Source organism: Methanocella sp. (genome assembly GCF_035506375.1).
Taxonomy (GTDB): domain Archaea; phylum Halobacteriota; class Methanocellia; order Methanocellales; family Methanocellaceae; genus Methanocella.
The window spans coordinates 1-12,492 of the sequence record NZ_DATJPM010000036.1 but is presented as its reverse complement, the minus strand read 5'-3'; the positions used below and the strand labels follow the sequence as shown (position 1 = coordinate 12,492).

Sequence of the window (12,492 nt, the reverse complement as noted above, 5' to 3'; positions counted from 1 at the left end):
CGGCGAGGCCGTGCATAAGCTCCTGCTGGGCGCCGGCATCACGGTCATCGAAGGCCTGGACTTCCGGAAGATAGAGCCGGGTAGGTACACGCTGGCGTGTCTTCCGCTAAAAATAAGGGACGGGGACGGAGCCCCCGCCAGGGCGTTCTTGATAAAGGATTAAGCTTTGGTCTTGATGTCTACTACGGTGATGTCGAAGACCAGCGTCTTTCCAGCCAGCGGACTGTTGTAGTCGAGAGTCACCGTATCGTTATTGGGGTTGTAATTGATCGAATACGGCGCCTTGGGCGAGATCTTGCTCATGTACACGACCTTTGACGTATTATTCGCAGGTCCGGCCGCCGCGATGTACACGTATTCGTCGTTGAAGGAGATGATCTCGCCGACATACAGGCTCAAGTTCGTGTTGTTGGCCGTCAGTGTCTCCACGGGCACAGTCTTGACATTAGAAGCGTTATAATCGCCGTATGCTTTTTCCGGCGGGATCGTGACATTCGTCTTCGTCTCGTTAAGCTTCATGCCTGTGACGGCATCTTCAAAGCCCTTTATTGTGGTGTTCGCGCCTACGACAAAGGAGAAGGGCGCGTATGCCCTGGCGGGATTATATATCCCGCTCGCCTGCGCGACCGTGGCGTTCGACGTATCGAAGACGGTACCGTTCGTGTACCGGCCGATATAGTCTACCGAGACCGTGTCCCCCGTCTTGACGACCTTTTCGGAAGACGTGCACCCCAGGACGAGCGCCGACAGGATAACGGCTATGAATACTAACTTTATTTTACTCTCCATAAGAATTACCTGGCCTTGATGTTCTACTGTATGCTGCGGTATTTAAATAAATATATGCTGGTCCCTCAGCGGCTATTTAGTGGACGTTATCTTGATAATGTCATTATTCTGCAGCTCGTACTTATCGCCCAGCCTCATCTTGGTGCGGGCGTTGATGCCGAAGAGGAACGACTCGCCGATCTGCGTGTGCACCCGGAAGGCGAGGTCCCGGGCCGTGGAGCCCTTCTTTATCAAGAAAGCGTCGGGCAGCACGTTTCCGCTCTTGTCGGTGAACTTGCTCTCGTCCTCCACCGGGTAGGCGACAATGTATCCCAGCAGGCCGAAGACGACCTCGTTGAGGCACTTCTGGATGCCCGTGCCGTCGTTCTTCTTTAAGAAATCGCGCATCTTTTCCAGCGCTCCCTTCTGGGCGGAATTAAGCTTATCGGCGTTCTTGACCGTGAAGTCCTTATCGCCCGGTAAATAATCGATAAAGCCGTGCGAAGCCGCATTCCTCAGCGCCAGCTCGATCCCGGCGCTGCACGTGATGACGCGGTAGCCGTCCTTCTCGAGCCCCTTGAGCTTCTCCAGGTTCTGGGGCGGGGCGATGTCGGCCTTGTTGGCGGCGATGACCAGCGGCTTGCTGATCTTTCTCAAAAAGTCGGAAAGCTCGATCATCTCGGGCTCTGTCCAGTTCACGATGTGCTTGTCGGCGAGCCCCGTCTCCAGCAGCGCCTGCTTTGCCATGACCCCGTCGATGCCCAGGCCGGCGAACTGCTCGGCGATGACGTCCTCAATCTTCTCGCCCGATGCGGACGCCTTCCGGGACAGCTTGACCCAGTTCTTGTGGAGGATGCCGAACATCCACATGGTGATCTCGGTCTCCAGGAATTTGACGTCGTCCAGCGGGTCGTGCGTGCCCGCCGGAACGACGTTACCCTCGATGTCCGTGCCGCCGCTGGCGTCGATGACGTGAATAATGGCCTGTGCCTGGCGCATGTCGTCCAGAAAAGCGTTGCCCAGGCCTTTGCCCTTGTGCGCCTCGGGCACCAGCCCGGCCACGTCCAGCAATTCCACGGCGATGAAGCGCTCGCCGTTCGAACATTTTGGGCAGTCCAGGTGCAGCTCTTTGCAGGGGCACTTCGACCTGACATACGAGACGCCCAGGTTCGGCTTGATGGTCGTAAAAGGATAGTTCGCTATCTCGACGTCCGCGAGCGTAGCGGCCTTGAAAAAGGTGGACTTGCCGCAGTTCGGCTTCCCGGCCAGCGCTATGAGTATGGACATGATAAACACAACTTCTATTTTGGAATACTATGAAGGCGGGGAATATTTATCGTTTTTCCCAGATGTCGTAAAGACTGTTCAATAACCTGTATCCCTTCTCGGTGATCAGGTAGTCGCCGCCCTCGTGGCGCTGTATGGCCAGTCCCGCCTTTTGCAGCTTTTGCAGGTGGAATAGCAGGTTGCCCGCACGCAGGCCGGTCAGCTTCGACAGTGAGGAGAACGTCCCGGGCCTGTAATATAACGACTTCAGGATCCGCAGCCTGGTCTCATTCGATATCGGCTCGATGAATTCGGACACGACGCCGTCCTCGGGCAGCACCGATATGTCCTGGGCTTCGCGTATGCCTGTGTCGTATATGTTCAGGTCTTTCATGAGGCTGACCTGGCCCTCGTAGAGGCCGTACGCCTCAGACAGGCAGACCTTGCACCGCTTATATGGCGCCCCGGCCTTGATCTGGTCCAGCTTCGACTTATTATCTAATACCGTTTCCTGCAAGACGTCGCCATGGCCGAGCACACCGGCGTTGCTCAGCAGGATCCCGGTAAACTTATCCTTGCATACGTCACGCATCTCACATTGCCTGACCATGTGGTTATCGAGGCCGTCCTGCACGCTTTTCGCCATGTGGCCGATAAAGGCATTGGTGAGGTCTTTCCGGGAACTGGCCTGTATGAACTCCAGCTGCTGCTTATTGGACTGCTCGATGAACCGCCTTAAGTCATTTTGCACTTCCGTCAGCTTCGCTTTGATCTCCCCGAGTTCCTGGTCCGCCGGGTCGAACTTTTTCTTCATCGCACGTTCCTCGTCATTGGAGCTATATATTACTGTGGTATTATGACCTTTAAGGTCATTTGAATGACCAATTGTATATTTTAATGACGCTCAAGTATATTATTCTATAGCCCACAATTACACTTCAGGTGATTTCACATGGTCAAATTAACAGGCGATATTAAGGAAGCATTCGGCACAGTCAAGTCGTTCCCCATCGCGACCGCCTCTAAGTCCGGCGAGCCCAACGTGACCCCCCACGGTTTCGTGATGCTGATGGATGACGAGACCATCTGGATCGGCGATGTATTCATGAAGAATACGCTTAAGAACGTTACCGAGAACCCGAAGGCATCGATTTTCCTGCACGGTCCCGAGACGAAGGGCTGCTACCAGATCAAGGGCAACATCACAGTAAAATCGAGCGGCCCCGAATACGAGAAGCTGAACGAGATCGTCAAGGCTAAAATGCCGAACGCCAGGGCCAAGAATTTGCTCATCATGAAGATCAGCGGCGTCTACCAGTGCGCTCCAGGCCCCAAGGCCGGCGAAAAGATACTGTAGACCATTATTTTCATTTTTTGCTGTGTTGAATAATAGATGTTTACTGTCTGTATTACCCATTTTAAGCCTGCGAATCTTGCTAAGTCCGCGAAGACGTTTCGAGCGCGAAGGCCGCGAAGACTTTATTAAAGAAATTGCTTTGTTGAATATGCCTTTTTAAGTCTCGGAGTGTACGGAGGCACTATTTTTCACCACAAAGGCACGAAGAGCACGGAGACTCACAAAGTCTTTTTTATAATTAAGAGACAAAGGGCACAAAGCCGCTTTTTGAACTTCTAAGATACAGGATATGAAGGCGCAGGGGCAAAAAGTGCTCTTGCTCATTCCACTGTGTCTTTGTATCCTTCGTGCCCTGATCGCCAATGAACCAGCTTAGTGTACTTTGTAACTTAATCTAAAAAGAAAACTTTGTGAGCCTCCGTGCCATCGTGCCTTTGTGGTGAAAAATAGTGCCCTCCGTCTCTTATAAAACTTAAAATACGGGAGTAATTCAACACATCAAATTTTTTAAAAATTAACTAGTTTAGTAAGCATTTACTAATTAACAAAACTTGACTTATTCAACACAGCAGAAAAATCTAAATTATTTTTTGTGCCGCCTGGTGATATAATTAACAATTAGTGCTGCTTGGTGTAAACTTGGTGTGGTTGAAACATTAGTGTTTACAAGCGGCACCAGGGTTACACCAGGCTCACCAAAATATTATATAATCACCAGGCGGCACCAACACATTTTTATATTCATCTTCGTGCAGCTTTAGGCTGGCTTCGAGTCGCTTCGTGGCATAAACAGTCTTAGTTCATTCGTTTATTGTTTAGAGGAGCCTGATCGAGTAACGAAACTGTTTTATCGACGGAGCCCGATTATTCTTCATTCCATGATTATACCTGAAAACGAGCGCTCCACGGAGCCCATGAAGGGCGAGCGTGTCCTGAGCCACCCGGACATGCTGCGGGCCAATGAATGGATATTATCCGACGCGTACGAGGCGCCGAAAAAGGATTTTTGCGTCTTCGTCCCCTGCGCCAAGGTAAAGCCCTATCACCTGAGCCCCTCTCACAAGATGTACGACCGCATCATCTTCAGCATACTGACGCCGGAAGAGACCCACATCGTCACCTTCGGCACGTGCGGCATTACGCCTAGAGAGCTGGACGAGGAGTATCCATTTATGGACTATGAGTTCATGCTCGGGCGGTGCAACGTGGCCTCGGTCAAGGACGAGTTCGTCCGGAATGAGAGTAAAAAGCTCGCCGGGTTCCTGGAGAAAACGCGCGATAATTATAACCATCGTGTCGCCTATTGCATCGGCGACTTCCGCCGGGCCATGGAGAAGGCGCTGACGATGACCGACGTTAAAGTCGAGGTCGTGCCCAGGCCGGAAACGCTGGAGGCCAGCGTCCAGCCCAACAAGCCCTTTAAGTTCGGCAGCCTGTCGCGACGTCCCTATCTACAGGACCTGAGCAACGCGCTGACCTCGTTAAAAGGCGTCGGGCCGCGGACCGTGGGTGTGACGGAACAGTCGCTCAACGATACCGACTGGTACTTAATTTAGATATTTTAACTGTGTTAAATAATAGCTGTTGTCTGTATTGATGACCCATATTAAGTCCGCGAAGTACACGACATACAAGGCTTATTCAACACATCAGATATTTTTAACCCAGACGACCCGGTGCTTGCCCGGGCCCGTGTAGTCTTTAACGCAAGGCATGCCATTGACGATGACCGGGTTCTCTCCTGAGGCCGTTTCGAAGCCCATGGCCTTATAAAAGCGGTTACAGTTGTTGTTCTCGGGCCGGCTGTGCGTCGTGATCCTCTTACACCCCATCTTTTTGGCCTCGGCCTGGAACTGGCTGAACATGCGACGGCCGATGCCGTTGCCTCTCAGGCGGGGAGCGACCTGGATCAGGTGAATCAGGGCCTCATCCGGCCTGGATCCTGACCGGAATCCCAGGAGATAGCCGATCATCTCGCCCCGGTCCTCGGCGATGAAGCAAGTGCTCCGGAAATGTTCCGTAAAAATATGATAGATCGACTCCCGCTCGATGACGATATCGGCCCAGTCCTTCGATTTGTCGGAGATATCGACGAAGTCGGCGGGAAAAGCGTTCCTCACAAGCATTCTTGTCCCTTTCTCTACAAATATAGGCACGGTCGAAAATATAAATAACCTTGCCATCATATAGATAACGGGTGCGGCTATGAAGGACTATCTCTATTCCGATTATCTGGGGCTGTATGTGACCGTTGAGTTCGAAGGTAACACGATAAAAAGCCTGGAAATGACCTCGAAAAAACCGGGCTTTAAGCCTACAGGCTCAAAGGTCATTCGCTCCCTCGCAGCATATTTTAAGAATGGCAAAGGCGACTTCTCCGGCTATGAGCTCGGCCTGGAAGGCATGACGCCGTTCCAGCGCTCCGTACTCCAGACAATTTTTAAAATACCGGCCGGCGAGACCATGACCTACGCCGAGGTGGCGGAGGCCGCGGGAAAGCCAGGCGCTGCCCGGGCCGTCGGCAACGTCATGGCCTGCAATCCTATCCCGCTTATATTGCCCTGCCACCGTGTCGTTGCGTCCAACGGCCTCGGCGGATTCACCGGGGGCCTTGAAGTCAAGCGCAAGCTGCTTAAGCTCGAAGGCGCCCTCTGACCACGAAGAGCACGGCGGTTCTTATCTACTGATTGATATTGGATTATCATCGATAAAAATAATTATAATCGCCCACTGCACACCCCAGATATGATCGGGGCATGCGCCAGATATGGAGTCAAAGTGTCCCTGGACCAGGCCAAAGATGAAATGCTGATGTCATCTTAGAAAGCCGCGTTAAAACCCGCAGTTGCTTGCCCGTCGGGGCTTCGTAGACCGTGAAAAACACCTGTCTATATTTTTATATAAGTATTTTTAATATAATTAATCGGTGTCCTACCATGAAGCGTGCTTATATCGCCGCATTTCTCCTTATCGCCTGCGCAGTCGCCATGGCAGGCTGCGCGTCTCAGGCCGAGTACCTGAAGAATGCCACCCTGGGCGGCAATTTCTACAATTATAACAACGTCCATTACTGGAAAGACAGCATCACAATGAACGCCAGCGGCGTGAGCTCCCGCTGGAACATGACTGTCTACGTCAAGAACGATACGCTTAACGGCGCTCCCGTACGATATATGCAAATCGTTACCGAGGGTAATGGCATGAACATCACCTACGACGTCTGGAGTGACCCGAAGAACTACAGCGTCGTGAAGATGCATGGAAAAGGCACCATCGGCGACTATTACCAGGATAAGGATACTTCGACTCTGCAGATCGGCACGCTGCCCGACGTGGGGCTGAGCTACTATTTCGTGCCTTTCTGGCCCGTTAAAAATATCACGGCACGGACGCCGGACGGCAATACGATACCGATCACCGTCTACTCCGCATCCGATAATAAAGGGCTGACAGTCGCGTACTGGATGTGCCCCTACGTGCCCGTGCCTATGAAAGTGGAAGTCTCCGACCAGAACGTCTGGCTCACCGAGACGCTGGTCGGCTACGGATAAAAATAAGGTTTTTACGCTTTTTTTAGGATTATAAGTTTTTATCTGCTAAATGTTCCCGGTTTTCTCCGTCAGTGGTTCCGCGTTTGTTATGTGGTCGTTTGTCCTTTGTTCGTGTGGTTCGCTGATTTGTCCGGTTTTTCAACACTAAAACACGAATTCTTTTATACCCCACGTAAGAGCACGAATTGCACCAAGATGGATGCTTTCCCTTCAAAACACTAAACAATCTCCCGAATGCGCGAACCTCTCTAATTTAATTGAAACACTAGAGAAAGCATTAATTTCATGCCGTTCTCGTGGTTCAATCCTTTAGCGCTTTAGTGCCATTGGAGAGGTTGTTTCGTGTTTTAAGCGCCAGGCATGGAACTTAGTGATTTTCGTGCCCTTACGTGGGATATAAAAGAATTCGTGTTTTCGTGTTGAAAAACCGACGGGCAGTACGAAAGTGGAAAACAGGGCAGAGGACCACTAAACAAACACGGAACTACTATCCGTGTCTCCATGGTAGGGAGACTTTGAGAAAGCATATCTGGCAAGCGATATTAATAGTTACTACCCTAAAAACGCGTAAGAGTTAAAAATTAAAGAAACTCCCAGCGCTTTATGGACTGGTCCCTGCTGCCGGAGAGTACGAAGCGGCCATCGGGAGACATGGCCAGGGCGTTGATCGTGTCGTCGTGGGCCTGGATGGTCTGGAGGCACTGCCCCGACTCCAGCTCCCATATTTTTAAAAGCTTATCGGCGCCCGCGGAGACGGCATATTTACCGTTGGGCGTGAATGCGACGGCCTTCACATGGTCCATGTGGCCTTTTAGCGTCTTGAGGCACTCCCCGGTCTCGACGTCCCAGTACTTGACCGTCATGTCGCCGCTGCCCGACAGAAGGCGGCCGCCGTGGGCCGCGATTGCATAGACATAGCCTTCGTGGCCATCGAAGGAGCGTAAGTATTTTCCGGTCTTCGCCTCGTGCAGGGCGATAGACCTGTCCCAGCTCCCCGATACAACCCGGTCGCCTGCGAAAGCGACAGAGCTTACAACGTTGTTATGGCCGGCTATTTTTTGGATCGTATCACCGGTCTCCAGGTCGATATAACGGACCGTCTTATCGCCGCAGCCCGCGAGGGCATAGCGCCTGTCGGCCGAAATGGCGACCGATCGGACATAATAGTCGAAGCCGCGGATGATGTGCTTACGGACGCCCATCTTCAGGTCCCAGACGCGCAGCGTATTATCCCAGCTTCCGGAGACAGCCGTATCATTACCGGCATAGGCGACGGCGCTCACGTCGTTGACATGGCCCTCGAAGCCGTGGATCTGCGCGCCCTTCTCCAGATCCCAGAGGCGCATGACCATGTCGGTACCGCCCGATAAAGCCGACTTGCCATCGGGCGATACGGCGAGCGCCAGTACCGGGCCTTCCTGGCCATGGTAGGTGCGGTATAGAGCGACGACCTCTTTTTCCGTCGATGCTTCTTCCTCTTTACTGGTGAGGGGACAATTCGTATCGTCGGTGCAGTCCCCGAGGAAGCCGCATTCATCAGGGGAGCATTTTTCATCCGGGGTGTCATTCATGATAATCAGTTTATTTTTATTTTGCTACTTTAAATACTTCAGCATGGGTACGCTGCATAGCCTTTTATAGGGCAACGTAGATTTTCCCTATTATGCCAGTGGTCGACGTATATATGTGGTCCGGCCGCACGCCGGAGCAGAAGAAGAGCATCATTAAAGGCATCACCGACGTCTTCGTCAAGGAGGGCGTCCCGGCCGGCGCGGTCACCGTCATTCTCCACGATATCCCGAAGGAGAACTGGGGCACGGCCGGCAAGTGCGCCGACGAGGCATAGCATGCGGATGCTCTGCTGGAACGTGAATGGCCTGCGGTCAGTCCTTAAGAAGGGCTTCATCGACTGGCTCGGCCGGGAGGATGCCGACATCGTCTGTGTCCAGGAAACGAAGGCCGGGTCCGTGCAATTGCCTCTCGAGATCACGGGAGCACCTGGCTATCATTTCTACTGCACGTCCCCGCTCGAAAAGAAAGGCTATAGCGGGGTCGCGCTCTTTACGAAGAAAGCGCCAAAAAGCGTCAGCTATGGCTTCGGGATCGAAAAATATGATAGCGAAGGCCGTACCATCATCGCCGACTACGGAAATTTCGTGTTGCTGAACATCTATTTCCCCAACGGCAAGATGTCTCAGGAGCGGCTGGACTATAAGATGGGGTTCTACGATGCCTTCCTGGATTACGTGGATAAGCTGAAGGCCGCCGGAAGAAAGATCGTCGTCTGCGGCGACGTGAACACGGCCCATACAGAGCTCGACATCGCCCGCCCTAAAGAGAACTCGAAGAAGTCGGGGTTTCTGCCCATGGAGCGCGCATGGATGGACAGGTTCGAGGAGCATGGCTTCATTGATACTTTTCGTATCTTCGAAAAAGAAGGCGGACACTACACCTACTGGGACACTTTCACGAAAGCCCGGGAAAGGAACGTCGGGTGGCGCATCGATTATTTTTATATAAGCGAAAACTTAAGGAATGACCTGAAGGACGCGTTCATAGAATCGGACGTCATGGGCTCCGATCATTGCCCTGTCGGGATCGACCTGAACGTATAGGCGGCAAGTAGCGCTTACCCTGGACGAACTCTTGTGCCCCTTTTTTCTTGGTATTCTTTAGATTTTTGATACGGCCGTCGCCATGGGGGTTCTCGATCGTCGAAAGACTTATACCCGCTAAGGTATAACTAAACAAAGTCACTTTCGACGCTTTAATTCTAAAAAAGGCAGGTCATTTTATGAGGGACATTGAGCCCATCAGGGCGGCGCTTGAAAAATTCACGCAGGAAATTGAAAAAGAGCATTACGATAACCTTTCGGGCCAGAAAGAGGACATGAACACCTCGGCCATATATAGCAAGTATAACGGTATTTTTACCGACGAGACGCTGGTCGAGGAAGTGAAGAACAGGCGCGTATATCAGCGTGGCCCCGACCGGATGCGGATGAACTACCTGTATTCTCTTATATTATCGAGTTACATGGCCCGCACGACCACCGAGCTGGCGGATAAGATCAGCACCATGGAGACTAAGAGGGAGGTCGATGTGGACGGGAAGAAGATACCGTTCCGCTACTCGGCCGTAACGCTGGCGAACGAGCCGGACCACAACAAGCGAGAGGCCATTGAAAGAGCGAGGGACCCGGTGTTCGAGGAGATCAACCCGATGCGCCTCGAAGTCCTGAACAAGGACCATGAGCTGGCTAAGACTCTGGGCTACGAGAACTATGTGGAAATGTGCGAGGATGCCAGCGGCATCGACCTTTATGGCCTGGAAAAGCAGATGCGGAACGTCCTGAGCCGCACGGACCGGCTCTACTCGCGCTACTTCAAGCTTGCCTGCAGCAACATCCTGAAGCTCAGCCCGTCCGACGTGAGAAAGCACGATATCGGCTTCCTGTTCCGGGCAAAGGACTTCGACGGTATGTTCGGCCAGGACAATATGATGAAGGCGATGAACACGACTCTGGACGGCATCGGCCTTCCCCTGAGCGAAAACCCGAATATCCACCTGGACACGGAGGTACGGGAAAAGAAGACCCCCCGCGCCTTCTGCTCAACGGTCCGGGTGCCCGACCAGATCATGCTGTGTATCATGCCGAAGGGCGGGCTGGACGACTACAGGGCGCTGTTCCACGAGATGGGACATTCCCAGCACTTCAGTAACGTGAGCCCCGACATGCCCTTCGAGTTCAAGTACCTGGGCGATAACTCGGTCACCGAAGGCTTCGCCTTCCTCTTCGAGCACCTGGTGGCAGATAAGGCCTGGCTGATGGAGACGATGGGCCTCGCCGAGAACAATGCCCTGGACGTCGCTCAGTTCCTGAATTTCCAGACGCTGTACATGGTCCGCCGCTACGCGGCCAAGCTCATCTATGAACTGCAATTACATTCGGGCGCGAAGGAGCCCGAAAAGCTGTACGCGAACATACTCGAGGACGCGCTCAAGTTTAAGCACCCCGAGATGCATTACCTGTACGACGTCGACCCGGGCTTTTACGCGGCGAACTACCTGCGCGCCTGGATGTTCGAAGTTCAGTTTAGGGCCGTGCTGGACGACCAGTTCGGCAGCACGTGGTGGAAAGAGAAGGAGTGCGGAAAATATTTGAAAGAGATGTGGAGCACCGGCCAGAAGTTCACGGCGGACCAGCACGCGAAAGGCCTTGGGTACTTCGGCATAGACGAGTACCCGCTTATTAAAGAATTGGAGAAAAAACTGAGGTATTGATATGACTGATATTGTTCACCAGATACATGATTCTCTGAAGGAATTAATGGACATTCAAGCGGGCCAGAAAGCCCTGATCGTCCATGATGAGTATGCGCGGGAGGTTAGTAAACTAACGAAGAAGGCCCTGGAACTGGAGGGTGTGAAGGTCTTCACCTATAAGCTGTCCGAAGAGCAGCGGCCGTTGAAGGACACGCCCGAAGATCTGCGGGAGCTGATCGATAAGATCAAGCCGGATTTATTTTTTAATCAGCTGGAGGGCTTTGCCGAGGAAACGCCTTTCCGCATCTCCCTGCACCACGAGGAATCCCAGTTCGGCGCTAAAGTCGGCCACTCGCCCGGCGTCGATATGGGCATGTTCGAGCACCCCATGACGGCCGACTTTAAGACCATGAAGCAGAGGGCCGAGGCGCTGAAGAATAAGTTCAAGAGCGTTAAGTCGGTCAGGCTGACCACGCCGGCCGGTACGGACCTGAGCTTCAGCATCGATGGTCGCGACTTCAACGACGACATCACCATCCAGCCCGGGCACATGGGCAACCTGCCCGCCGGCGAGATCTGGTGCGCGCCCGTCGAGAGGAGCATGAACGGGCTCATAGTGGTCGACGGCAGCATCGGCGACCTGGGGCAGGTCAGGGAGCCCCTTTATATGACCGTCAAGGATGGCTTTGTAACGGAAGTTAAGTCGAAGGATCAAGTGCTTGAAAATCGCGTAAAGGAGCTTATCAAGGTGGACCGCGAAGCGTCGCTCGCCGGCGAGTTCGGCATCGGGCTGAACCCGAAGGCGCGGCTGACGGGTAACTTGCTCGAGGACGAGAAGGCGGGCCGGACGCTGCACATCGCCTTTGGTAACAACTCGGATATGCCGGGCGGGCAGAATAACTCGCAGACGCACCGGGACTTCCTGTTCAAGGCGCCGAGCATCATCACCGACTCCGGCGAAGTGCTGATGAAAGACGGCGAGTTCCAGGGATATTGATTTTTTATTTTTCTAATTGCAAAAAGGGGTTGAAATTTAATTTTATTTTATTAGTCTAGTGATACCTTTACCAATGTTTGACTCGTTGAAATTTATCAGGAATCCAAGCCTAAATCCACTTAGCCTTAGATATGTTAATAGTTGGGCTTTATGGACAGGTAATATTGTTTCAACATTTTTCAATTCAAGGACGATACAATCATTTACGAGCATATCCATTGTGTAATATTCGTCATACTCAATGCCGTCGTATATTATAGGTAATTTAACCTGCCGTCTTACGATA

At 52.6% G+C, this 12,492-nt stretch carries 14 protein-coding genes and 1 pseudogene; 9 read left to right on the top strand and 6 right to left on the bottom strand.

Annotated elements, in window-relative coordinates; all coding sequences use genetic code 11:
• A pseudogene (locus VMC84_RS13785) lies at nucleotides 1-163 on the top strand (cyclase family protein); the annotation flags it as partial.
• Here the strand turns inward: VMC84_RS13785 and VMC84_RS04250 are convergent.
• The 3 genes from VMC84_RS04250 to VMC84_RS04240 all read right to left on the bottom strand — a co-directional run bounded on the left by VMC84_RS04250 (nucleotide 160) and on the right by VMC84_RS04240 (nucleotide 2,848).
• On the bottom strand, nucleotides 160-789 hold the full coding sequence (locus tag VMC84_RS04250; RefSeq protein ID WP_325378470.1) for a peptidylprolyl isomerase: 630 nt from the start codon (nucleotides 787-789) through the stop codon (nucleotides 160-162). The pseudogene VMC84_RS13785 and the gene VMC84_RS04250 overlap by 4 nt on opposite strands.
• Before the next feature lie 72 nt (nucleotides 790-861).
• Complete coding sequence (locus VMC84_RS04245) at nucleotides 862-2,055, bottom strand: redox-regulated ATPase YchF (RefSeq protein WP_325378468.1); 1,194 nt, start codon at nucleotides 2,053-2,055, stop codon at nucleotides 862-864.
• 46 nt (nucleotides 2,056-2,101) lie between these two features.
• The gene (locus VMC84_RS04240) at nucleotides 2,102-2,848 is read right to left on the bottom strand and encodes a winged helix-turn-helix domain-containing protein (RefSeq protein ID WP_325378466.1); all 747 of its coding nucleotides are present in this window, start codon (nucleotides 2,846-2,848) and stop codon (nucleotides 2,102-2,104) included.
• 138 nt (nucleotides 2,849-2,986) lie between these two features.
• On the opposite strand from VMC84_RS04240, the gene VMC84_RS04235 reads away from it, so the two are divergent.
• Nucleotides 2,987-3,391 carry a pyridoxamine 5'-phosphate oxidase family protein gene (locus VMC84_RS04235; RefSeq protein ID WP_325378464.1) on the top strand — a complete coding sequence of 135 codons (405 nt, stop codon included), beginning with the start codon at nucleotides 2,987-2,989 and terminating at the stop codon, nucleotides 3,389-3,391.
• Nucleotides 3,392-4,269: 878 nt separating this feature from the next.
• On the top strand, nucleotides 4,270-4,947 hold the full coding sequence (locus VMC84_RS04230; protein WP_325378462.1) for a DUF5591 domain-containing protein: 678 nt from the start codon (nucleotides 4,270-4,272) through the stop codon (nucleotides 4,945-4,947).
• 93 nt (nucleotides 4,948-5,040) lie between these two features.
• Here the strand turns inward: VMC84_RS04230 and VMC84_RS04225 are convergent, their stop codons facing one another.
• The gene (locus tag VMC84_RS04225) at nucleotides 5,041-5,517 is read right to left on the bottom strand and encodes a GNAT family N-acetyltransferase (RefSeq protein ID WP_325378460.1); all 477 of its coding nucleotides are present in this window, start codon (nucleotides 5,515-5,517) and stop codon (nucleotides 5,041-5,043) included.
• Nucleotides 5,518-5,596: 79 nt separating this feature from the next.
• Here VMC84_RS04225 and VMC84_RS04220 point away from each other — a divergent pair, with 79 nt between their 5' ends.
• Both VMC84_RS04220 and VMC84_RS04215 read left to right on the top strand, forming a co-directional pair.
• Nucleotides 5,597-6,046, top strand: a complete 450-nt coding sequence (locus VMC84_RS04220; protein ID WP_325378458.1) for an MGMT family protein — start codon at nucleotides 5,597-5,599, stop codon at nucleotides 6,044-6,046.
• Nucleotides 6,047-6,327: 281 nt separating this feature from the next.
• On the top strand, nucleotides 6,328-6,942 hold the full coding sequence (locus VMC84_RS04215; RefSeq protein ID WP_325378456.1) for a hypothetical protein: 615 nt from the start codon (nucleotides 6,328-6,330) through the stop codon (nucleotides 6,940-6,942).
• Between the two features lie 581 nt (nucleotides 6,943-7,523).
• Here the strand turns inward: VMC84_RS04215 and VMC84_RS04210 are convergent.
• Nucleotides 7,524-8,513, bottom strand: a complete 990-nt coding sequence (locus VMC84_RS04210; protein ID WP_325378454.1) for a WD40 repeat domain-containing protein — start codon at nucleotides 8,511-8,513, stop codon at nucleotides 7,524-7,526.
• A 92-nt stretch (nucleotides 8,514-8,605) separates the two neighbouring features.
• Between VMC84_RS04210 and VMC84_RS04205 the strand changes: the two genes are divergently transcribed.
• From VMC84_RS04205 to VMC84_RS04190, 4 genes are all read left to right on the top strand, one after another.
• A complete protein-coding gene (locus VMC84_RS04205) occupies nucleotides 8,606-8,788 on the top strand; it encodes a tautomerase family protein (RefSeq protein ID WP_325378452.1) in 183 nt (60 codons plus the stop codon).
• Nucleotide 8,789: 1 nt separating this feature from the next.
• The gene (gene xth, locus VMC84_RS04200) at nucleotides 8,790-9,557 is read left to right on the top strand and encodes an exodeoxyribonuclease III (RefSeq protein ID WP_325378450.1); all 768 of its coding nucleotides are present in this window, start codon (nucleotides 8,790-8,792) and stop codon (nucleotides 9,555-9,557) included.
• Nucleotides 9,558-9,736: 179 nt separating this feature from the next.
• A complete protein-coding gene (locus tag VMC84_RS04195; protein ID WP_325378448.1) occupies nucleotides 9,737-11,227 on the top strand; it encodes a hypothetical protein in 1,491 nt (496 codons plus the stop codon).
• Nucleotide 11,228: 1 nt separating this feature from the next.
• The gene (locus tag VMC84_RS04190; protein WP_325378446.1) at nucleotides 11,229-12,206 is read left to right on the top strand and encodes an aminopeptidase; all 978 of its coding nucleotides are present in this window, start codon (nucleotides 11,229-11,231) and stop codon (nucleotides 12,204-12,206) included.
• 42 nt (nucleotides 12,207-12,248) lie between these two features.
• On the opposite strand, the gene VMC84_RS04185 is transcribed toward VMC84_RS04190, so the two are convergent.
• Nucleotides 12,249-12,492, bottom strand: a 244-nt coding sequence (locus VMC84_RS04185; RefSeq protein ID WP_325378445.1) for a GxxExxY protein, incomplete at its 5' end; no start/stop codon positions are given.